This window comes from Acetobacter vaccinii (genome assembly GCF_008365315.1).
Classification (GTDB): domain Bacteria; phylum Pseudomonadota; class Alphaproteobacteria; order Acetobacterales; family Acetobacteraceae; genus Acetobacter; species Acetobacter vaccinii.
Genome location: NZ_CP043506.1, coordinates 1,839,097 through 1,860,941, shown reverse-complemented (window position 1 = coordinate 1,860,941; position 21,845 = coordinate 1,839,097). Strand labels below are relative to the sequence as shown.

Below are 21,845 nucleotides of genomic sequence, written 5' to 3'. Positions count from 1 at the left end.
CGGAACTTTGGCTCCGCTGCGCACAGTAATGAAGCGAACGGCAAACATGACCAAGTGGATCTACAGTTTCGGTGCGGGCCAGAGCGAAGGCAACGCCGGGATGCGCAATCTTCTCGGCGGCAAGGGCGCCAACCTGGCAGAAATGGCCAACATTGGCCTGCCCGTGCCCCCCGGCTTCACCATCACCACTGAAGTCTGCACCGCCTTTTACGAAAACGGACGGAAATACCCCGCCGACCTCGAAGCCCAGATTGAAGCCGCAATGGGCAAGATCGAGGCCAGCATGGGCCTGCGCTTTGGTGATTCCGAAGCCCCCCTGCTGGTTTCCGTCCGCTCCGGTGCGCGCGTTTCCATGCCTGGCATGATGGACACCGTCCTTAACCTGGGGCTGAACGACAGCACGGTTGAAGGCCTTGTCCGCTCTTCGGGCGATGCACGTTTTGCGTGGGACAGCTACCGCCGCTTCATTCAGATGTATGGTTCCGTGGTGCTGGGCGTGTCCCACCATCGCTTTGAAGACCTGCTTGAACAGGTCAAGCGCGCTGTCGGCAAGGAAGACGACACCGCCCTTTCCGCTGAAGAGTGGAAGGAAGTTGTCAAAGGCTACAAGCAGATCGTCGAAAAAGAGACCGGCGCTGCCTTCCCCGAAAGCCCCAAGGACCAGTTGTGGGGTGCCGTTGGTGCCGTGTTCGGGTCCTGGATGAACCCCCGCGCCAACACCTACCGCAAGCTGCATGACATTCCCGCAAGCTGGGGCACTGCCGTTAACGTGCAGTCCATGGTGTTCGGCAACATGGGCGACGACTGTGCGACCGGCGTCTGCTTTACGCGTGACCCGTCCACTGGCGAAAACATCTTCTACGGTGAATACCTGATCAACGCTCAGGGTGAAGACGTTGTGGCCGGTATCCGCACGCCGCAGCCCATGGCTGAGTGTCGCGCCGCTGAAGGCCAGTTCTCCATGGAAAAGGCCCTGCCGGGCGCTTACCAGGAACTGCTGAAGGTCCGTGATCTGCTTGAACGCCACTACCGCGACATGCAGGACATTGAATTCACGGTTCAGGCCAACACGCTGTACCTGCTCCAGACCCGCTCGGGCAAGCGCACCGCCGCTGCCGCCCTGCGCGTGGCCATTGATATGGCCAAGGAAGGCCTGATCACGCAGGAAGAAGCTGTCACCCGCGTGCCGCCCGCATCGCTCGACCAGCTTCTGCACCCGATCCTTGACCCCAAGGCCGAGCGCCAGCTGCTGACCCGTGGTCTGCCCGCCTCCCCCGGCGCTGCCACCGGTGTGATCGCCTTCTCTGCCGAGGACGTGGAAGACCGCGCTGCCAAGGGTGAGGATGTGATCCTTGTCCGTGTTGAAACCTCCCCCGAAGACGTGCACGGCATGCACGCTGCTCGTGGTGTGCTGACAACCCGTGGCGGCATGACCTCCCACGCGGCTGTGGTTGCCCGTGGCATGGGCCGCGTGTGCGTTGCTGGCGCTGGCAGCATTGCTGTCAACTACGCCGAGCAGACCATGACGGTTGATGGCCAGACCCTGAAGGCTGGCGACTGGATCACCCTTGATGGTGGCACGGGCGCTGTCTTTAACGGTCGCGTTCCCACCATTCCGCCGACCCTGTCGGGCGACTTCTCCACCCTGATGGGCTGGGCCGATGCCGTGCGCCGTCTGGGTGTGCGCGCCAACGCCGAAACCCCTGAAGATGCAGAAACGGCCCGCCGTTTCGGTGCAGAAGGGATCGGCCTGTGCCGTACGGAGCACATGTTCTTTGGCCCTGACCGCATCGGGCATGTCCGCCAGATGATCATGGCTGACAACGAAGGTGCGCGCGCCAAGGCCATTGATGCCCTGCTGCCCTTCCAGCGTGCTGACTTCTCCGACCTGTTCCGCATCATGGCTGGCCTGCCTGTCACGATCCGTCTGCTCGACCCGCCGCTGCATGAGTTCCTGCCGCATGGTGAAGCCGAACTGCAGGACGTGGCCAAGGCTCTGGGCCAGGACGTGGAAAGCCTGCGCAACCGCCGCTCTGCCCTGTCAGAAGCCAACCCGATGCTGGGCCATCGTGGCTGCCGCCTTGGCATCAGCTACCCGGAAATCTACGCCATGCAGGTCCGCGCCATTGCGGAAGCTGCACTGGACCTGTCTGCTGAAACCTGCAAGGCCGTGATCCCTGAGATCATGATCCCGCTGGTTGGCACCAAGGCAGAGCTGGACCTGGTCCGCAAAGCCTGTGAAGCCGTGATTTCCGCCGTGCTGTCTGAACGCAAGGCCACGCTGGACTACAAGATCGGTACCATGATCGAACTGCCCCGCGCTGCCATTACAGCCGACCAGATCGCTCAGAGCGCTGACTTCTTCTCCTTCGGCACCAACGACCTGACGCAGACAACGCTGGGCCTGTCCCGCGATGACGCTGGCTCCTTCCTGCCGGAATACGTGGAAAAAGGCCTGCTGCCGCAGGACCCCTTCGTCTCCATCGACCGTGAAGGCGTTGGCGCACTGGTGCGTCTGGGTGTGGAAAAGGGCCGTGCCGTCAAAGCCGACCTGAAGCTGGGCATCTGCGGTGAGCACGGGGGCGACCCGCTCTCCATTTCCTTCTTCGAGGAAGTGGGGCTGGATTACGTATCCTGCTCACCCTTCCGGGTTCCAGTAGCCCGACTGGCCGCAGCGCAGGCCGCGCTTGCGGCAAAAAGCAACAAGGCCGTCAAAGCCTGAGCATGATAAAATGGCCGCTCCCTCCCAGGGGCGGCCATTTTTCAATGGAACACCATGCAAAAAACCCTCACCCTCCATCTTGTATCCGAAGCCACGGGGCAGACACTGGACTCCGTTGCGCGGGCCTGTATCGCACAGTTCCCCAACACGGATGTCAGGCTGCGGCACTGGAACCTTGTTCGCACGCAAATTCAGCTTCGGCGGGTGTTGCGTAATATCGCGCGCGAGCGTGGGCCTGTCATGTCATCGCTGACAGACCCCACACTCCAGGCGGATATGGAAGCCGGGTGCGCCAGCCTGCAGGTCCGCCTGCTGGACGTGCTGGACAACGCCCTGCACTTTCTGACCGAAGAAACCGGGGAAAAGGCTACACGCCACCCTGGCGGCCAGTACATCATGGACGAAAACTACTACCAGCGCATTGAGGCCATGCACTACGTGCTGGCGCATGATGACGGGCAGGAAGTCAAAGGCCTGGACAATGCCGATGTCATTCTGGTTGGCGTTTCCCGCGTGTCCAAAACCCCGACCTGCTTCTACCTGGCCAACAGGGGGCTAAAAGCCGCCAACGTGCCGCTGGTTATGGGCATAGAACCCCCAGACAGCCTGTTCAGCACCAAAAAGCCAGTGGTTGGTCTGACAATCGACCCCGAACGCCTGATCGAGATCCGCCGTAACCGGCTGTCGCAGATGGTGCCGGGCAAACACCATGCCACCGCTGTGGCCGACTATGCCTATGTGGACCTTGAAAAGGTGAAGGAAGAGCTGCACTGGGCGCGTCGCCTGTGCCGCCGCCACAACTGGCCTGTGATTGATGTGACCCGTCGCTCGATCGAGGAAACATCTGCTGCCATCCTCGACCTGATCGAGGGAGCCTGAACAATAACGTGGCACCCGGCCTGACAGAGGAACGGGTGCCACGGTGCTTCAGTCGGCCAGTTCTTCCGCAGTCAGCCGCTGTACCCTGATCGCCTGCCCCTGAGCATTGTAATAGATAATGCTGCTCCCGCGGCGCTGGGCATAGCCATCAGGCTTGCCGTCCTGGGTCCAGAACAACAGGCGGTTGCTATCGGGCTGTTCCTTAATCTTGTCGCCCGGTGGGCAGAACCGATATTTGCTAAAGTCCTTGTGGGCACGCGGCAAAGGCGGCTTGCTGGCAAGGCTACGCATGGCGGCAGGGTTTGGGGTATCGGGGTCGGCCTCTTTGTCCGGCGCATCTTCCGCCCAGGCGGCGCTGACCAACGGTGGCAGCGCCAGCACACACAGACCTGCCAGAACAAGGCGGCCCTTCCGTAATATAGGCAGCATGTCCACTCTATCCTTTTCTTTTACGTGCGTCTGGGCTGCACCAAATGCGCTGCCCGACAAGCCATGCCTGCCACCCTTTATCCTGCGCGACTGGGCACACCACAAGCCTTGCAGGTGCAGTTTTAAAACCAAACGTATCAGCACCCCCATAAAAGCAGGGGTGAAGGGGCCACCTGGCCTTGTCGCCACAAAAACGAAACCTGTAATATCCGTGTCATGACAGAAACGCTCATCGCCCCGCACACGCTCGAGCGTGACATTAAAAAGAGCCGTTTTCTGGCCAGCGCCATGCCTGTCAGTACCGTGCAGGAGGCCGAGGACTTTATTGCCCGCATTGCCGCTGCCGGACCAGACGCGACCCACCACTGCTGGGCCTGGCAGATAGGCCCGCACTGCCGCTGCCATGATGCGGGAGAGCCTTCAGGCACGGCTGGCAGGCCCATTCTCCAGGTCGTGGTGGCCCAGAAACTGGACCGGGTGGCCATTGTTGTTTCCCGCTGGTTTGGCGGGATCAAGCTTGGTGCCGGTGGGCTGGTACGGGCTTATGCAGGCACTGCCGCCGAATGCCTACGTGAAGCCCCTAAAGAGGAACTGATCGAGCGTATTCGCCTGACTTTCCACTGCCCGTTTTCTCTTATCGGGCTTGTGCAGGCTCGCCTGCCGGAATGGGGCGTGGACAGTGACCCACCCGTGTTTGATGCCACTGGCGCACGTTTCGTGCTGACCATACCCGCCCAGTGGCAGGATGACATCACCCACCGCATTACTGATATGACCAGAGGACAGACATGCGTGGACGTGGTGGAGCCCTCAACAGACACCATCATGGCCTGACAATACGGTCTCAACCGCATGGACTCACTGCTGGATCAACAGTGGCTGCCGATTCCACGGCACACAGAGGCTGGCAGCACACTCTGGATGTGCCTGCCCGTGCCCTGCGTTTAAACAGTTTGCTTATTAGCGGGGAATAACCCAGCCGTTGCCGGTAGCATCACCCACCTGACCGCTCCCAAACGGGCCGGAGCTCTGATAGGCCGAACCATAACGGGACAGATCAGCCCCGGTCACAGGGTCGCGCTGCACTTTGGCCAGATGGTCAGGGTCATCACCATGCTGGAAGTCCATCGACGGAGCATCCTGATACCCTGGGGGCAGGTTGCGGTGGCCATGCACGGTCTTTTTTTCAGACGACTGGCCCTTGGATGTGCCGGTATCCATCCCGCCCTGGGAGAACGAGACACCATCACCGGGCACCAGCCCTGGGTCCGCATGGGCGGGCGACACCCCAACGGACACGACAGCCCCCACGCACAGGCCACACAGGGCGGCCACAAAAGGTTTACGCTGCGACACCATCGCGTATTACTCCCGCGAACTCAGAAAATGATGATCCTGCCCACCCTGCGGCTCTGGCCACAGTGGGCATGCTTTGCACATTATCGCACCAACCTGCCAAAAAACCAACCACCAGCCTGCCCACCCCCGTGCCGGACAGGAGATGGGATTTGCCTATTCTTCATGTTTTGGACATAAAGGCAGGCCGTATGGCGGGTTGCTGTGGATAAATGGCCACCAGCCCGTTCCCTCACCCCTTGTCCTTGACTGACATATACAACAAGCAACAGGAACCGCGTTATGAGTGCAACGCTCACCCAGCCCAACCCGACGTCTGCGCCCTGGATGCCGGAGAGCTGGCGTTCGTTTCCTGTCCGGCAGATACCGTCGTATCCGGATACCGCAGCTCTGGACGCTGTTGAACAGCGCCTTGGTGCCTACCCGCCGCTTGTTTTCGCCGGAGAAGCCCGGCGGCTAAAAAGCCATCTGGCACAGGCTGCGCAAGGTCGCGCCTTTGTGTTGCAGGGCGGTGCCTGCGCTGAAAGCTTCAGCGAATTCAAATCCGATATTGTCCGCGATACGTTCCGCGTGCTGTTGCAGATGGCTGTGGTGCTGACGTTTGGCGCCAAAGTGCCGGTGATTAAGCTGGGCCGCATGGCCGGGCAGTTTGCCAAGCCGCGCTCCTCCGACACCGAAACACAGGGCGATGTCACCCTGCCGTCCTACCGGGGCGATATTATCAACGGGCCGGAATTCACCCCCGAAGCACGTATCCCCGACCCGGTGCGGATGGAAACCGGCTATTTCCAGTCTGCTGGCATTCTCAACCTGCTGCGCGCCTTCTCCCGCGGTGGGTATGCCAACCTGCACCAGGTGCACCGCTGGAACCTTGGCTTTGTCGAGCGCTCACCGCTGGCAAACCGCTACCGCGCCATGGCCGAACGTATTGGCGAGACCCTGGCCTTCATGCAGGCCTGCGGGATTGATGCTGCCTCCTCCGCGCAGGTGGATGAAACAGAGTTCTACACCTCGCACGAGGCGCTGCTGCTGCCTTACGAGCAGGCTCTGACGCGCATCGATTCCACAACCGGGGAATGGTACGACTGCTCGGCCCATTTTGTCTGGATCGGGGACCGTACCCGCCAGCCCGACGGAGCGCATGTTGAGTTCCTGCGCGGGGTGCGTAACCCCATTGGCATCAAGGTTGGCCCCACCACCAGCGTTGATGACATCCGCCGCCTGAACGACATTCTGAACCCGAACAACGAGGCCGGGCGTATTACGCTGATCTCTCGCATGGGAGCCAGCAAGATCGGGGAATTCCTGCCCCCCATCATGCGCGCCGTCCGCGACAGCGGCCAGCAGGTGACATGGCTGAGCGACCCCATGCACGGCAACACCATCTCCACCCAGCAGAAAGTGAAGACGCGCTCCTTCGACTCCATCATGGACGAGGTCAAAGGCTTCTTCAGTGTCTGCGCGGCCGAAGGTGTGCCCGCAGGGGGCGTGCATCTGGAGATGACCGGCCAGAACGTGACGGAATGTGTCGGCGGCGCGCAGCGCCTGACAGAAGCAGACCTGGGCGACCGCTATGAAACCTTCTGCGACCCGCGCATGAATGCGGAACAGTCGCTGGAACTGGCCTTCCTGATCGCTGAGGAACTGACCGCACGCGTCTGACGCGCCACGCTCTTTCCGCTGATCACACACGCGGGGGGTGGCCTTTACGCCACCGCCCGCAGTGGCCATCATCCAGCCACCGCCAATGGTAGCAAGAAGAGCATCCACGCATGACTACCCCCCCCACTCCCGCAGGGTTGCCCGGCGTGGCACAGGCCCGTTCCAGCGCCGCGTTGGCTGACGCCGACATCCGAGCCCGTACGGATTCCTATTTCAACCGCACCCGGCAGCTTGTCAGCCACTTTGGCGACTGCGAAGTTACCTATGCCTTCTTTATCCGCACACCGGTCATTTCCGCGCCCGGCATTATGCTGGCGTGGCTGGACAATGTGCTTAAAGCCCGAGGCTGCACCTACTCGGTCAACCTGATCCACCCGGAAGGGGAATGGGTGGGAGCCGGGGAACCTCTGCTACACATTACCGGCCCCTTCAGCCAGTTGGCCGACCTGGAAACACTGCTGCTGCAAAAACTGGGCAGCCCCTGTGTGGCAGCCCTACGGGCCTACCAGATGGCCCTTTCCCTGCCCCGCACCCGCTTTCTGGCCATGGATGCACGGCACTGTGCCGGGTACGAAATGCAGGAGCTGATGGCCTATGCCGCCTCTGTCGGCAGCAGGGCTGCGCGCAAGGACGGAGCAACCGGCTTTGTCGGCACGGCAAACGACGCCGTGGCTCCGTTTTTTGAAACAACCCACGGGCTGGGCACCATGCCCCATGCGCTGATCGGCTATGCCGGTTCCACCGTGCGGGCTGCCGAGATGTTCCACGACCAGTTCCCCAATACGGACCTGGTCGTGCTGGTTGACTACTTCGGGCAGGAAATTACCGACACCCTGGCGGTCTGCCGCCGCTTTCCAGAGCTGGCGGCCGCTGGCCGTCTGGCCGTGCGCCTGGACACCCACGGCGGGCGCTTTATGGAAGGGCTGAACCCGCAGGATTCCTACGCCGTGGTCAACCGCCATGCGCCAGAAGCCCTGCGCCGCTACCGGTCCGACAAGGAACTACGCTACCTGATCGGCACTGGTGTCTCGGCTGCTGCAATCTGGAAAATGCGTGACACGCTTGATGACGCAGGCTTTCCGCTGGTACGCATCATCGCCTCATCAGGCTTTGGTGTGACAAAATGCGCCTGTATGGCCGATGCCAAGGCACCGCTGGATGTTGTGGGCACGGGTTCCTATATTCCTGAACTCTGGAACGAAACCTACGCCACGGCCGATATTATTGCCTACGATGGTGTCCGGCGGGTAAAAGTGGGGCGGGAGTTCCTGTTTTCCGCCACCCGCCCGGAACAGACGAAGAAAGACAGCCATGACTGAAGCCGCCACCCCACAGGACAAGACATGGACTGTGCGTATCATCGACCTCTCGGCTGAAGGGGATGATAACGTCATTGAGGAAGTAAAAGTCTTTTACGACCTGCCCCACGCCAACGCCTTTGCCCGCGCCTATGTGCGCGACAGTGTGGAACGCTGCCGCGTGCCCGGTGCCTCCGCCCGCGACGTGCTGGCTGCATGGTGCAGCTTTGGCGAAGATGCTGTGGTGGTCGATGCGGGTGAGGACGGCTGGCATTCCGCCAATGAGCTGGATGATTTTACAGCAGAACCCGCAAGCCCCATGGAACGCGACTGGCGCACCCTGGACCCCCGCCGCCTTGTTGACGACGAGGACGACGACAGCGCCGAGGACACCACTGCGGAAGACACGGCAGAAGACGCCCTGGACGAAGACATTGCCCAGCACCTTCCCTCCTCAGGGCGGTTTTCTTCCTTCTAGCCTTTATTCCCCTTTCACGTCATAAGCCTTGAGCATGAAACTCCGCTTCGCTCCCAGCCCTACCGGCCTCCTGCATGTGGGCAATGCCCGCCTTGCCATTGCCAACGCCCTGTATGCCCGCCGCCATGGCGCAAGCTTTCAGCTCCGTATCGACGACACCGATACCGGCCGATCGCGCGAGGAACTGGTGGACGCCATCAAGCAGGACCTGGGCTGGATGGGCATTACCTGGGATGAAACCTTCCGCCAGACCGACCGGCTGGACAGGTACGAGCGCGCCATTGCTGCACTGAAAGCCTCCGGCCGGCTTTACCCCTGCTTTGAAAACGAGCAGGAGCTGGCCACCAAGCGGGAAACGCAGATCCGCCAGCGCCGCGCCCCGGTGTATGACCGCGCCATGCTGAAAATGACTGCCCAGCAGCGTGCCCAGGCCGAAGCCAATGGCAAGGTGCCTTACTGGCGCTTTATGCTGTCCAATAAGACCGTACGCTGGCGCGACATGGTCATGGGGGATTGCCAGGTCAAGCTGCCGTCTGTCTCCGACCCTGTGCTGGTTCGGGCCGATGGTACCGTGCTTTACGCCCTTGCCTCAGTCGTGGATGATCTGGAAAGCAAGGTCACCCACATTATCCGTGGGGAAGACCACGTCACCAATACCGGCGTGCAGATTGATATTGCAGAAGCTCTAGGCGCACACCCCGACCACTTCCGCTTTGCGCATATGCCTTTGCTGCTGGATGAAAACGGCTCCAAACTGTCCAAGCGGTTTGACGCGTGCTCCCTCCGCACACTGCGGCAGGATGGGGTAGAGGCACAGGCCCTTGTGTCCTATCTGGCACGGCTGGGTAGTTCAGACGACCCGGTGCTGCTGCCCTTTGACGAGCAGGCTGCTCTGTACGACCTATCCCATATTTCGCGCTCGGCAGCACGGTTTGACACCCGCCAGCTCCTTGCCCTGAACCACAAGCTGCTGGCCCAACTGCCCTACGAGGCCGTGTCCAGCCGCCTGCCGGAAGGTGCGACCGAGGCCTTCTGGCTGGCTGTGCGTGGCAATCTGGAACTGCTGTCTGAAACCAGATTGTGGCATCAGGTCACCTGTGAAGACATTATCCCCCCGGTGCAGGAAGGGGAGGAAAGCTTCCTAAAAGAGGCAGCAGCCCTGTTGCCTGCCGAACCATGGGACACCACAACCTGGAAAACATGGACCACAGCCCTGCGTGAACAGACAGGCCGGACAGGCAAAGCCCTGTTCCACCCCCTCCGTCTGGCGCTGACGGGTGAGGAGCAGGGGCCGGAACTGCGTGACCTGCTGCCACTGATCGGGCGTAAACGCGCTCTGGCACGCCTGACACCGGGGGCGGTGTGACACCACCCCTCTCCCCCCCGCCAGGGCCGCAGGATGCCCTGCTGATTGTGGACGTGCAGAATGATTTTCTGCCCGGCGGCAGTCTGGCCGTGGCGGGGGCTGAGGCTGTTATCCCTGTTATCAATGCCTGGGCGGCTTTGCCTTTTGGCTGTGTCGCCACCAGTCAGGACTGGCACCCGCCCGAACATTCCTCCTTTGCCGCCAACACGCCTGCGGGGCCATGGCCCGCCCATTGTGTTGCTGACACCGATGGCGCAGCACTCGCGGCCGACCTGCGGCTGCCCGCCAGCACACAGGCTGTTTTCAAAGGGGTGGACGCAGAGACGGATCATTACTCTGCCTTTGAAGGCACCACCGCCAACGGCACTCCACTGGCCGATCTGCTCCAGGCTGCGGGCATAACGCGGGTTTTTGTCTGTGGGGTCGCGCTGGAATACTGTGTCCGCGCGACTGCCCTGGATGCCCGCCGCCATGGCTTTGACACCATCCTGCTGACAGAGGCCAGTAAGGGCCTGGAGGCAGACCCGACTGCGGTGCTGAATGAACTGACACAACACGCCATTACACTTCTGGCGCACCGCCCCACTGCCTGACCAAGGCAGGCATGAACCAGACAGAGCAGGATTGTCCGCGCCATGCCCCCCGTCAGCCTGACATTGTCACGCCGCCTGTTTGGACTTGGGGCTGCCAGCCTGCTGGCCATGCCCCGCGCTTGGGCCGCAACCCCGCCCGAAATGCAGGAACGCCCGCCCCCGCAGCTTGATACGCTCAAGTGGAATCCGCCGCTGCATGCGGCTATTCAGGCGCTGGTCAATACCCATGGCCGGTATTCCAAAACCTACGACCCGCAGTCCCGCCCCTATGTGGTGTCTGACTGGAATAACACCGCCATTGTGGGCGACGCCCAGCAGATGCTGTTTTTATTCATGCTGGAACATTTCAGCTTTGTTCTGCCAGTGCTCGACTTTCGCCAATTATTCCATGGCCTTGCACCAACGGGACCACTGCCAGCCCCCTTTGTAAACCTGCACCACCAGCCCGTGCTGTTTGATGCACTGGTGGATGACATTGTGGAAGATTACGCCACACTGCTAGGTCGCTATGGCCAGAAGCCACCCCCCCTACCCGCTGAGGACTTGGACAAAGACCCCGCATTGCAGGGGTTTAGGGCCAGAATGGCATTCTGCCACCAGGCACTGACAGCAACCCGTGGGCCAGAAGTCGCTCAACGCTGGATGATCAGCCTGCTGGCCGGACAGCATGATACCGAGGTCTCCACCCTCAGCCGTGCTACCAATGAATGGGGGCTGGGGGCCGCCATTGCCACCCGCAACTGGCGCTGCCCGACCGACCGCCCCGGCAAAGCTGGGCCGGTCGCTGCCAGTGTCACCCAGATGCTGCGGCTGACAGCGGAAATGGCCAATCTGTTCCAGATCCTGCTGGAACACGGGATAGACCCGGTTATCTGCTCCTCCGCAATGGAGGATGTTGTCGCCCTGTTCGCCTCCTCAGCCGAGTATGGCTACACCGTCCGGCATGATGATGTTTTTGGTGCCCGACTGGCAGAGAAAAAACATATCATGCAGCCCGTGGAAGCCCCCCATACGCCCCTGCCGTTTGGGGAAAACAAGGTCGCGCTGATCCGCAAGCATTTTCAGGACAAGCGAAAGCGCCCGCCGCTGATGCTGTTTGTGGGGGAGGACAGTTCAGCAGACTTGCTGACAACCTATACCGCCACTCCGCTTTGCTGCCTGATCAACCACAAACAAACAGCCGCCATGCAGCCTTTTATGCGCGAGGCCAGCAACCCCGTACCCGCAGGCAAAACCCGCCGCCTGTACCTACAAGGGCGGGATGAAAACACCGGGGAATGGCGGCCCCATAGCAGCAGCATCCTGCTCGGTGACAGCACCCCCAGCCTGCCTGTGTAATCCTACCCCTGTCGGTGAGGTTTCCAACGGTTGAGCAGCAGGGAGTTGCTGACAACCGAGACGGAACTCATAGCCATGGCCGCCCCCGCAACAACGGGGGCCAAATGGCCCGATGCCGCCAGCGGCAGGCCCAGAATGTTGTAACCAAATGCAAAAATCAGGTTCTGCCATATTTTTCTGACAGTGGCGTGGGACAGGGAGATTGCATCCTCCACCGCCAGCAGGTTGCTACGCATCAGCACAATATCGGCTGTTTCCAACGCCACATCGGCCCCGGCCCCAATGGCAAAGCTGACATCTGCGGCAGCAAGAGCCGGGGCGTCATTCAGCCCGTCACCCACCATGCCCACACACTGGCCCTGCCCTTTCAGCCGCCCGACGGCCTCCGCCTTCTGCCCGGGCAGGACACCAGCCAGAACGTCCTCTATGCCAACCTGTGCCGCTACGGCGCGGGCTGCACGCTCGTTATCTCCTGTCAGCATGACCACCCGCAGGCCACGCTGTTTGAAAGCGGCAACAGCCGCCGGGGCTTCGGGCCGAATCTGATCAGCCAGAGCCAGATAGCCCACCAGTTGCGCACCACGGCTGACACCAATGACCGTGCGGCCCTGCTCCTGCCAGTGGCTCACCAGCGCATCATCCCCCCCACAGCCCAACTCGGCCAGAAAAGCGGGAGACCCCAGTGCAACCTGCTGCCCCTGCACCTGCCCACTGACCCCAAGACCCGGCGTGGCCTTAAAGCCCTCCAGAGCAGGCACAACCACCCCACTGTCGCGCACATGGGCAACCACCGCCCGTGCCAATGGATGTTCGGAATTGCGCTCCAGCGCACCCGCCAGCGCCAGCAGTTCTGCCTCGGTCTGCCCCGCAGCGGCCTGCACCGCCACGACACCGGGCTTACCCAGCGTCAGCGTGCCGGTTTTGTCTGTGACCAGCACAGTCAACCGTCGGGCCTGCTCCAACGCATCCGCATTCCTGAACAAAATGCCCGCCTTGGCCCCCAGTGCCGTACCCACCATGATTGCTGTCGGCGTAGCCAGACCAAGAGAGCATGGGCAGGCCACCACAAGCACAGCCACGGCGCTCAGCACCGCACGGCCAATATCCCCCGTCCAGAACCAGCCTACCCCGAAGGTCAGTACCGCCAGCAGCAGCACAACAGGCACAAACACAGCCGACACCCTGTCAGCTAGGCGCTGCACCTGCGCCTTGCTGCCCTGGGCCTGCTGCACCATACGCACAATGCCCGCCAGCATGGTCTGTGCACCCACCTGGGTTGCCTTAACCCGCAGCATACCGGTCTGGTTCAGGGTGCCCGCGTACAGGCGTGCCCCTTCCTTTTTGGCAACGGGCACGCTTTCCCCCGTCAACATGGCCTCGTCCAGTTCCGACGCACCGCTGAGAACAACGCCATCAACCGGCACTGACTCCCCAGGCCGCACGACAAACACATCGCCCACGGCTATGTGGTCAACGGGTTCATCCACCTCCGTGCCATTCCGCTCAACATGGGCTGTGCGGGGTTGAAGGCGCAGCAGACTTTCCATCCCCGCACTGGCCCGCGCCCGTGCCCGGCTTTCCAGCACACGCCCTAGCAGCACAAAGGTGACAACCAGTGCACCGGGTTCAAAATAGACAGGCTGATCCAACCCCAAAAGCGTGACAACAGTGCTGAACAGCCATGCAGTGCCAGCCCCGGCCACCACCAGCACATCCATGGTGGCAGACCCGCTCCGCACCGCGTGCCAAGCTGCAACATGCAGGCCGCGCCCACACCAAAACAGTACCACAGCCCCCAGCACAAGCTGCACGATATTGGGCATTTCCAGCCAATGCAGACCCAGCATCATCGCCACCATCTGCACCAGAAAAGGCAGGCTGAGGGCCAGAGCAAACAGGAAGCCCCGCAATTCAGCCCGCCATTCCGCCGCACGGCGGTCTGTGCGGGCGGTATCAGCCTCGGGCTGGTAGACCGTGGCCCCGTAGCCCCCTTTTTCCACCGCGGCAATCAGGGTGGCGGGGTCTGTGACACCTTGCACAAAGCTGACATGTGCGCGCTCGGTCGCCAGATTAACCGAGGCCTGCACGGAGGGTTGAGCATTCAGCAGTTTTTCCACCCTGCTGGCACAGGCCGCGCAGGTCAGCCCTGTCAGCGCCAGATCCACCGTTTCGGGCGCCACACCAAACCCCGCCTTGCCAACCGCCTCCAAGACCGTGTCCACCCCGGCCCGACCCTCCGGCAGGCTGACCTGGGCACGGCCTGTGGCAAAATTGACAGTGGCCTGCACATCATCCAGCCGGTTGAGCACTTTTTCCAACCGGGTGGCGCAACTGGCGCAGGACATACCCTCCACCGGGAAGCTGACTGTCTGGGTCATGGTCCTTCACTCCCGTGCATGCTCTGGCCCGGCAACCGCCAGCCTTTGGCAAGGCACTCTGATTCTGTTGCCATCATATGCCCCCATGGGGTATATTCAAGCCATGTTGCATCGCCTCTGCCCGGTTCTGATGGTACTGCTCGGCCTGTTTGTCATGGCCGTGCCACAGGCCCGTATGGCGCTGGCAGCCCCACACGTCATGCCCCATAGCCACTCCACCACGACACAGGCTGACTGCCCGGACATGCCGCCCGCAAGCCCACAGGCCAGCGACAGCACATGCTGCCTGCATACAGGCTCCAACGCGACACACCATACCCATAGCCTGCCCTGCTGCACGGTGCAGCATGGTCTGGCACTGGCCCGGCCTGCCATAACGCCACCACACCCTCTGCTGGCCAGCACACTGACCCAGCCCCCACAGGCCCGTGCCATCCGGCCGGGACAGAGGCTAACGCCCCTCCTGCCCCCACCCAGACTCCATCAGGCCTGATTTCAACAGGGACATATCCCCTGCCTTTCAGCCTTAGTCATGCACGCCGTTGCATGCCCGATGGATGGTACATGCCATGTCTGTTTCTTCCCTTCCCACAGGCCGTGCGGCCATATCCCGCCGCCGCCTGCTAGCCGGTGCCGGGGCGCTGGCCACACTGGCCTGCCTGCCTCCGGCCGCCAGAGCCACCCCCACGTGCCTGCCGCCCGGCCAGATCCCGCCCAAGCCGCAGGATGTCTTTGACCTGACCATAGAGCGCACAGGTGTGCATATTCTGCCCCAGCCGCAACACGCGCCCTCTGTCAACGGGCAGGTGCCTGCCCCCATCCTGCGTTGGCGGGAAGGAGACACGGTAACGCTGAATGTGCACAACACTCTGGACGAGGATACCTCCATCCACTGGCATGGCATCCGCTGTCCTGCCGATATGGATGGGGTGCCGGGTCTCAGCTTTGGGGGGATTCCCCCCGGTCAGAGCTTTACCTACCGCTTTCCCGTCAAGCAGAGCGGCACCTACTGGTACCACAGCCACTCCAACATGCAGGAGGCCATGGGCCTGTATGGGGCAATCATTATCGACCCCGCCGGAGGGGAGACACACCAGTATGACCGGGATTATGTGATCCTGCTGTCTGACTGGAGTGCAACCCACCCGGACAGGATTGTCCATAACCTGAAATTTCAGGACGACTATTACAACTTCCGCCAGCGCACCGTGGCGTCCTTTTTCAAGGATGCCCGGCGTGACGGCGCCATGGCTGTCCTGCGGGACCGCCTGCAATGGGCGGGCATGAACATGGCCGCCACCGATATTTCCGATGTGACAGGGGCAACCTATACATACCTGATGAACGGACAGCCCCCCACGGCCAACTGGACGGGCCTGTTCAAGCCCGGGGAAACTGTAAGGCTGCGCTTTATCAATGCCTCGGCCATGACGTTTTATGACATCCGCATTCCCGGCTTGCAGATGCGCGTTATCCAGTCTGACGGGCAGGATGTTGAGCCTGTGACTGTTGATGAATTCCGTATAGGTGTAGCCGAGACATACGACTGCCTTGTGCAGCCCACCGCCAACCAGGCCTATACAGTTTTTGCCCAGACCGAAGACCGCACAGGCTACGCACGCGGCACACTGACCCCCCATGCAGGCATGACAGCCCCCATCCCCCCCATGGACCCGCGCCCCGTCCGCACCATGCTGGACATGGGCATGGCCATGACCCATGGCATGAAAGACATGCCCGGCCCGGCCCACGACGCGCCCCCGTTGAATGTGGAAAACCAGAATGTCGCCGCCATGCCCGTCAACCGGCTGGCAGACCCAGGTGATGGCCTGCGGAACAACGGCAGGCGCGTGCTGACCTATGCAGACCTGCGGGCCACCCGCCCCATTGCGGACACGCGCTCCCCCTCACGCGCCATTACCCTGCACCTGACCGGCAATATGGAACGTTATATCTGGGGGTTTGATGGCAAAAAATTCTCGGAAGCCGAGCCCATTCCACTCCGTCTGGGTGAGCGGGTACGCTTTGTGCTGATCAACGACACCATGATGGAACACCCCATCCATCTGCATGGGTTATGGAGCGAACTGGAAAATGGTCAGGGACTTTACAACCCGGTCAAGCACACCATTATTTCACAGCCCGGTAGCCGACTGAGCTATCTGGTCAGCGCCGACACGCCGGGACTATGGGCCTTCCATTGCCATCTGCTCTACCACATGGACCTTGGCATGTTCCGCACAGTGGTGGTGTCATGATGACCCATAGCCTGACCCTGCGCACCATAATGCTGGCAGCCCTCTGCCTGCCGCCCATGGCTGCCAGCGCACAGCCCACCCATAAAACCCAGCCCCATGCCATGGCAGGTATGGAGGACATGGACGATATGGATATGGATGACATGGAGGAGACACACCCCGCAGCAGCACACCCGCACAGTGCCCCCTCCACCAGCACGCCCACCACGACGCCCACACCTCTGCCACCGCTCAGCCCCAGCAGTCGCTGGCCTGCAACCCCGCCAGCCATACCGCATATCCGTTACAAACATGACATGCCCCCGGTCATGGACCACGGCACTTATCTGCATGCCATTTTGGAGCAGTTTGAAGGCCGTTACAGCCAAGGTGACAGCCAGTTCCGATACTCGGGCCAAGCCTGGTATGGCACCGACCATGACAAGCTATGGCTGAAGTCCGAAGGCACCATGAATGGTCAGGGACGCTTTAGCGATGGAGACCACGAGGCCTTTTATGACCACGCCATTTCCACCTATTTTGATGCACAGGCCGGGGTCCGGCTGGACCTGGATAGCGGCCCGGCCCGTGCCTGGGGGGCGGTAGGCATACAGGGGCTTGCCCTTTATTTCTTCGATGTCTCAGCCACCGCCTACTTCAACGCCCAAGGGGTCGCGGGTAAGCTGGAGGGGTCCTACGACCTGCTGATTACCAACAGGCTGATCCTGCAGCCTCAGGCCGAATTGAACTTCTATTCCAGCGCAGACCCGGCGCGTGGTGTGTCACAGGGCCTGTCTGATGCCGACATGGGGCTGCGGCTGCGCTATGAGTTCATCCGCAATCTCGCACCCTACATAGCGGTGACCTATTCCGGGCAGTATGGTGGAGGGATGGGTCATGCAGGTCATGGATGGCGGCCACAAACCAGCACCAGAGATGATGTGCGTTTTACCTTCGGCCTGCGCGCCTGGTACTAGGCTGAAACAGCAAGACCAAAACAGCCGCTTTTTAAAGGCCTCCGCCCTACGGCACAGCGGAGGCCGTTTGTTCCAGCCATAGGACGGAAAAACAGGCTTAGAGCGCAGCAGGGCTTTCTTTGTCATGCCCGCAGGTGTGTTCTACAACCAGTGCAGTATGACAGACAGTTCTCACAGCCCTGCGGGGTGCACCGCCTGCAATGACGGCACGCAGCCCGATGACCCCACCAAGGACAGGCAGGTCGTGCAGCCTGACAAGGCAGCCCTGCTCAACCGCCTGCGCCGGATTGAAGGGCAGGTTGGCGGTATTGCCAGCATGGTGCGCGACGACCGCTATTGCGTGGATATTCTGACCCAGCTTTCCGCCGTGCGTTCGGCCATTGATGCTGTCAGCATCCAGATCCTGAACACCCATGCCCAGGGCTGTGTGCGCCGGGCCGTGCAGGACAATGGCGGTGCGGAGTCGCTGGATGAACTCATGAGCGTGATCCGCCGGATGATCCGCTGACCTCCCCTTTGCAGACCCCATAAACACCAATGGCTCCCCCATCTGCATGGGGGAGCCATTGGCAGCCTTGCGGCAAGGGCGGCCCCGAAGGGCCGACCAGACGACGCGCTTAGTTGCGGGTCTTGTCCACGAGGCGGGACTTGGAGATCCACGGCATCATGCTACGCAGCTTGTCGCCAACAGCTTCGATCTGGTGGGCGTCGTTGCGGGCGCGGGTTGCTTTGAAGAACACGTTGCCGGACTGGTTTTCGACAACGAAGTTGCGCACGAAGGTGCCGTTCTGGATATCCGTCAGGATGTCCTTCATGGCCTTCTTGCTTTCCGCCGTGATCACGCGCGGGCCGGACACGTACTCACCATACTCCGCGGTGTTGGAGATGGAGTAGTTCATGTTGGCAATACCGCCTTCGTAGATCAGGTCCACGATCAGCTTCATTTCGTGCAGGCATTCGAAGTAGGCCATTTCCGGGGCGTAGCCGCCTTCGACCAGGGTTTCGAAACCAGCGCGGATCAGCTCGACCAGACCACCGCACAGCACGGCCTGCTCACCAAACAGATCGGTTTCCACTTCTTCCTTGAAGGAGGTTTCGATCGTGCCTGCACGGCCACCACCAATGGCGGACGCATAGGACAGAGCAATGTCCAGAGCCTTGCCGGACTTGTCCTGAGCGATAGCCACCAGGCAGGGCACGCCGCCGCCACGCTGGTATTCGGAACGCACAGTGTGGCCGGGGCCCTTGGGAGCAATCAGGAACACGTCCAGGTCGGGGCGGGCTTCGATCAGGCGGAAGTGGATGGACAGGCCATGGGCAAATGCCAGAGCGGCACCCTGCTTCAGGTTCTTTTCCAGCGATTCCTTGTAGAGAGCGCCCTGGCCTTCATCGGGGGTCAGCACCATGACCACATCGGCCCAGGCAGCAGCCTGGTCGGGGGTCATAACGGTAAAGCCTGCGTTGCGGGCCTTTTCTACTGCGGTGGAGCCTTCGCGCAGGCCGATTACGATATCCGTAACGCCGCTGTCCTTCAGGTTGTTGGCATGGGCATGGCCCTGGCTGCCATAACCGATAACCGCAACCTTTTTGCTCTTGATCAGATTCACATCGGCGTCACGATCGTAATACACGCGCATAGCCATTCTCCAATTCTCTCTGTGGCCGGGGACAGTCCCCGGCGTTGATGCTTGCTCTATACTTCAGAAGTTCTGAATTGTCTGCGGTCCCCGGCAGATGGAAGCCACGCCCGTGCGTGAAACCTCCGCCAGACCAAGCGGACGCATCAGGTCTATGAAACTGTCCAGCTTGTCGCTTGAGCCGGTCAGTTCAAAAACAAAGGACTGGGCTGTGGTATCCACCGCCCGCGCCCTGAAGGCCTCGGCAATGCGCAGAGCTTCGGTGCGCATTTCACCAGAGGACACAACCTTCACCAGCGCCATTTCCCGCGCAACGCACGGGCCTTCGGCTGTCAGGTTGACCACGCGTGACACCGGCACAAGGCGCTCGATCTGCACCTTGACCTGCCGGAGTGCCGACGGGGTGCCCGATGTCACGATATTAACGCGGGATGTCAGGTTCCACTCATCCACCGGGGCCACGGTCAGGCTCTGGATATTGTAACCCCTGCCCGAAAACAGTTCGACAATACGGGCGAGCGCGCCGCTTTCATTGTCCACCAGAAGCGAGATGACGGCAGAGCCGGAAACTTCATGCTGCATTGCCAGATTCCCTGAAATCAGACCGGAAACGGAAAAAAGAGGATCAAGCCCGTCATGGGCCTGTCTCAGACCAGCATCCGCCCTTCCGTGCTGACCTGCGCCCCGCTTTCTTCCTGCTCCGGGCCCAGGATCATTTCATTATGTGCCGCGCCAGACGGGATCATGGGGAAGCAGTTTTCCCCCTCCGCCACGCAGATATCAACCATGACCGGACCGTCATGCTCCAGCGCCTGACGGATGGTGTCATCCAACTCATCCAGCCGGGTGACACGCAGGCCACGGGCGTGGAAGCTTTCTGCCAGCTTTACAAAATCCGGCAGGGCGTCGCTGTAGCTTTCGGAATAGCGCGACCCGTGCAGCAGTTCCTGCCACTGGCGCACCATGCCCATGTAATGGTTGTTGATGATGAAGATTTTGACCGGCAGGCGGTACTGGGCAATCGTCCCCAGTTCCTGAATATTCATCAGGGTTGAGGCTTCGCCCGCAATATCCATCACCAGAGCATCGGGATGTGCCACCTGCGCGCCAACAGCGGCAGGCAGACCATAGCCCATCGTGCCCAGACCACCCGATGTCAGCCACCGGCCGGGAGTATCAAAACGGAAGAACTGGGCGGCCCACATCTGGTGCTGGCCCACTTCGGTCGAGACATAGGTCTCCCGCCCTGTCGCACGCGACAGTTCGTAAATCCGGCTGATGGCCTGCTGCGGCTTGATAACGGCATCAGGCTGCGGGTTCTGGGTAAAGCGCAGGCAGTCCAGCGCACGCCAGCCTTCGATCTGCGCCCACCAGGCGGCCAGGTCTTCCGCACGGTCCTGCGCGGGCTGGGCCTGCCATTCCTCGATCATCAGCGCGATGGTTTCCCCCACGTCACCCACGATCGCTTCATCCACATGGATGATTTTGTTGATCTGGGAGGGGTCAATATCGACATGGATCTTGAAGGAACCGGGAGAGAACGCATTGACGCGGCCGGTCACCCGGTCATCAAAACGACTGCCCAGTGCGATCAGCACATCGCACCCATGGGTGGCCAGATTGGCCTCATACGTGCCGTGCATGCCCAGCATGCCCAGAAAACGCCCATCCGTACCCGGAAACGCACCAAGCCCCATCAGGGTTGAGGTAATGGGAAAGCCCGTGACATCAACCAGCGCACGCAGGGCTTCGCTCGCCTGCGGGCCGGAGTTGATGATGCCGCCGCCAATATAAAATAGCGGGCGGCGCGCCGCCTTCATGACAGCAACGGCACGGGCCACTGCCGCACGGTCGGGCTGGGTGCGGATCTTGCCTGTGCGGGCCACAACATCCTTGGCCGCCACATAGGGAGCCGGGCCTACGGTAATATTCTTGGGCAGGTCGATCAGCACCGGGCCGGGGCGGCCAGAGCGCGCAATGGCAAAGGCTTCATGCACCGCAGGGGCCAGATCTTCCGGCCGACGCACAAGATAATTGTACTTTGTGACGGGGCGGGTAATGCCTGTTGTATCAGCTTCCTGAAACGCATCATTCCCGATCAGGGCTGTGGGCACCTGCCCGGACAGGCACACCAGCGGCACGGAATCCATCATGGCATCCAACAGGCCTGTCACGGCATTGGTGGCACCCGGCCCACTGGTGACCAGCACCACACCCACCTTGCCGGTGGAGCGCGCATAGGCCTCGGCCGCATGCACGGCGGCCTGCTCATGCCGGACCAGCACGTGGCGGATGCTGTCCTGCTTAAACAGCGCATCATAAATAGGCAGGACCGCGCCGCCGGGATAGCCGAAAATAACCTCGACCCCCTGCTCGACCAGAGCGCGCATAAGCACTTCCGCACCCGCAAGGGTTGCGTCTGTCTGTGCGTCCGAGGGAGCGTGGGTAGTCTTGAGTGTCATGGTATCCTCTTTTCCCGGAGGTGGGAGTAGCGG

19 protein-coding genes are annotated in these 21,845 nt (G+C 61.4%); 13 read left to right on the top strand and 6 right to left on the bottom strand.

What is annotated here, in order from left to right; all coding sequences use genetic code 11:
* Positions 1-46 precede the first annotated feature (46 nt).
* Both ppdK and FLP30_RS08345 read left to right on the top strand, forming a co-directional pair.
* Positions 47-2,722 (top strand): pyruvate, phosphate dikinase, encoded by a 2,676-nt coding sequence (gene ppdK, locus FLP30_RS08350; protein ID WP_149279409.1) that lies wholly within the window; start codon positions 47-49, stop codon positions 2,720-2,722.
* A 54-nt stretch (positions 2,723-2,776) separates the two neighbouring features.
* Positions 2,777-3,601, top strand: coding sequence for a pyruvate, water dikinase regulatory protein (locus tag FLP30_RS08345; RefSeq protein WP_149279408.1), 825 nt, complete (start codon positions 2,777-2,779; stop codon positions 3,599-3,601).
* Positions 3,602-3,649: 48 nt separating this feature from the next.
* Here FLP30_RS08345 and FLP30_RS08340 read toward each other — a convergent pair whose 3' ends face one another.
* Entirely contained in the window at positions 3,650-4,030 is a 381-nt protein-coding gene (locus FLP30_RS08340; protein WP_246856472.1) for a hypothetical protein, read from the bottom strand.
* 216 nt (positions 4,031-4,246) lie between these two features.
* On the opposite strand from FLP30_RS08340, the gene FLP30_RS08335 reads away from it, so the two are divergent.
* Positions 4,247-4,864: an IMPACT family protein gene (locus tag FLP30_RS08335; RefSeq protein ID WP_149279406.1), complete on the top strand. Its 618-nt coding sequence runs from the start codon at positions 4,247-4,249 to the stop codon at positions 4,862-4,864.
* Positions 4,865-4,990: 126 nt separating this feature from the next.
* Here the strand turns inward: FLP30_RS08335 and FLP30_RS08330 are convergent, their stop codons facing one another.
* Positions 4,991-5,389 carry a hypothetical protein gene (locus FLP30_RS08330; RefSeq protein WP_149279405.1) on the bottom strand — a complete coding sequence of 133 codons (399 nt, stop codon included), beginning with the start codon at positions 5,387-5,389 and terminating at the stop codon, positions 4,991-4,993.
* 279 nt (positions 5,390-5,668) lie between these two features.
* Here FLP30_RS08330 and FLP30_RS08325 point away from each other — a divergent pair, with 279 nt between their 5' ends.
* The 6 genes from FLP30_RS08325 to FLP30_RS08300 all read left to right on the top strand — a co-directional run bounded on the left by FLP30_RS08325 (position 5,669) and on the right by FLP30_RS08300 (position 12,121).
* Positions 5,669-7,048 carry a class II 3-deoxy-7-phosphoheptulonate synthase gene (locus FLP30_RS08325; RefSeq protein ID WP_149279404.1) on the top strand — a complete coding sequence of 460 codons (1,380 nt, stop codon included), beginning with the start codon at positions 5,669-5,671 and terminating at the stop codon, positions 7,046-7,048.
* Between the two features lie 110 nt (positions 7,049-7,158).
* On the top strand, positions 7,159-8,367 hold the full coding sequence (locus tag FLP30_RS08320) for a beta/alpha barrel domain-containing protein (RefSeq protein ID WP_149279403.1): 1,209 nt from the start codon (positions 7,159-7,161) through the stop codon (positions 8,365-8,367).
* Positions 8,360-8,824 carry a hypothetical protein gene (locus FLP30_RS08315; RefSeq protein ID WP_149279402.1) on the top strand — a complete coding sequence of 155 codons (465 nt, stop codon included), beginning with the start codon at positions 8,360-8,362 and terminating at the stop codon, positions 8,822-8,824. The genes FLP30_RS08320 and FLP30_RS08315 overlap by 8 nt, the downstream gene beginning before the upstream one ends.
* A 34-nt stretch (positions 8,825-8,858) precedes the next feature.
* Positions 8,859-10,190: a glutamate--tRNA ligase gene (gltX, locus tag FLP30_RS08310; RefSeq protein WP_149279401.1), complete on the top strand. Its 1,332-nt coding sequence runs from the start codon at positions 8,859-8,861 to the stop codon at positions 10,188-10,190.
* The gene (locus tag FLP30_RS08305) at positions 10,187-10,783 is read left to right on the top strand and encodes an isochorismatase family protein (RefSeq protein ID WP_149279400.1); all 597 of its coding nucleotides are present in this window, start codon (positions 10,187-10,189) and stop codon (positions 10,781-10,783) included. Before gltX ends, FLP30_RS08305 begins: the two co-directional genes overlap by 4 nt.
* A gap of 42 nt (positions 10,784-10,825) precedes the next feature.
* The gene (locus FLP30_RS08300) at positions 10,826-12,121 is read left to right on the top strand and encodes an HAD family hydrolase (protein WP_149279399.1); all 1,296 of its coding nucleotides are present in this window, start codon (positions 10,826-10,828) and stop codon (positions 12,119-12,121) included.
* 2 nt (positions 12,122-12,123) lie between these two features.
* Here the strand turns inward: FLP30_RS08300 and FLP30_RS08295 are convergent, their stop codons facing one another.
* The gene (locus tag FLP30_RS08295; protein WP_149279398.1) at positions 12,124-14,499 is read right to left on the bottom strand and encodes a heavy metal translocating P-type ATPase; all 2,376 of its coding nucleotides are present in this window, start codon (positions 14,497-14,499) and stop codon (positions 12,124-12,126) included.
* A gap of 103 nt (positions 14,500-14,602) precedes the next feature.
* On the opposite strand from FLP30_RS08295, the gene FLP30_RS08290 reads away from it, so the two are divergent.
* The 4 genes from FLP30_RS08290 (at position 14,603) to FLP30_RS08275 (ending at position 18,221) form a co-directional block, all read left to right on the top strand.
* Positions 14,603-14,992 (top strand): hypothetical protein, encoded by a 390-nt coding sequence (locus FLP30_RS08290; RefSeq protein ID WP_149279397.1) that lies wholly within the window; start codon positions 14,603-14,605, stop codon positions 14,990-14,992.
* Positions 14,993-15,068: 76 nt separating this feature from the next.
* Complete coding sequence (locus FLP30_RS08285) at positions 15,069-16,757, top strand: copper resistance system multicopper oxidase (RefSeq protein WP_149279396.1); 1,689 nt, start codon at positions 15,069-15,071, stop codon at positions 16,755-16,757.
* Positions 16,754-17,713: a copper resistance protein B gene (locus FLP30_RS08280; RefSeq protein ID WP_408834443.1), complete on the top strand. Its 960-nt coding sequence runs from the start codon at positions 16,754-16,756 to the stop codon at positions 17,711-17,713. The genes FLP30_RS08285 and FLP30_RS08280 overlap by 4 nt, the downstream gene beginning before the upstream one ends.
* A gap of 124 nt (positions 17,714-17,837) precedes the next feature.
* Positions 17,838-18,221 (top strand): metal-sensitive transcriptional regulator, encoded by a 384-nt coding sequence (locus FLP30_RS08275; RefSeq protein ID WP_338028469.1) that lies wholly within the window; start codon positions 17,838-17,840, stop codon positions 18,219-18,221.
* Positions 18,222-18,330: 109 nt separating this feature from the next.
* Here the strand turns inward: FLP30_RS08275 and ilvC are convergent, their stop codons facing one another.
* From ilvC to ilvB, 3 genes are all read right to left on the bottom strand, one after another.
* Positions 18,331-19,350 carry a ketol-acid reductoisomerase gene (gene ilvC, locus FLP30_RS08270; protein ID WP_149280301.1) on the bottom strand — a complete coding sequence of 340 codons (1,020 nt, stop codon included), beginning with the start codon at positions 19,348-19,350 and terminating at the stop codon, positions 18,331-18,333.
* A gap of 63 nt (positions 19,351-19,413) precedes the next feature.
* Positions 19,414-19,932, bottom strand: a complete 519-nt coding sequence (gene ilvN / locus FLP30_RS08265; RefSeq protein ID WP_149279394.1) for an acetolactate synthase small subunit — start codon at positions 19,930-19,932, stop codon at positions 19,414-19,416.
* A 65-nt stretch (positions 19,933-19,997) separates the two neighbouring features.
* Complete coding sequence (gene ilvB, locus FLP30_RS08260; RefSeq protein WP_149279393.1) at positions 19,998-21,812, bottom strand: biosynthetic-type acetolactate synthase large subunit; 1,815 nt, start codon at positions 21,810-21,812, stop codon at positions 19,998-20,000.
* Positions 21,813-21,845: the final 33 nt, after the last annotated feature.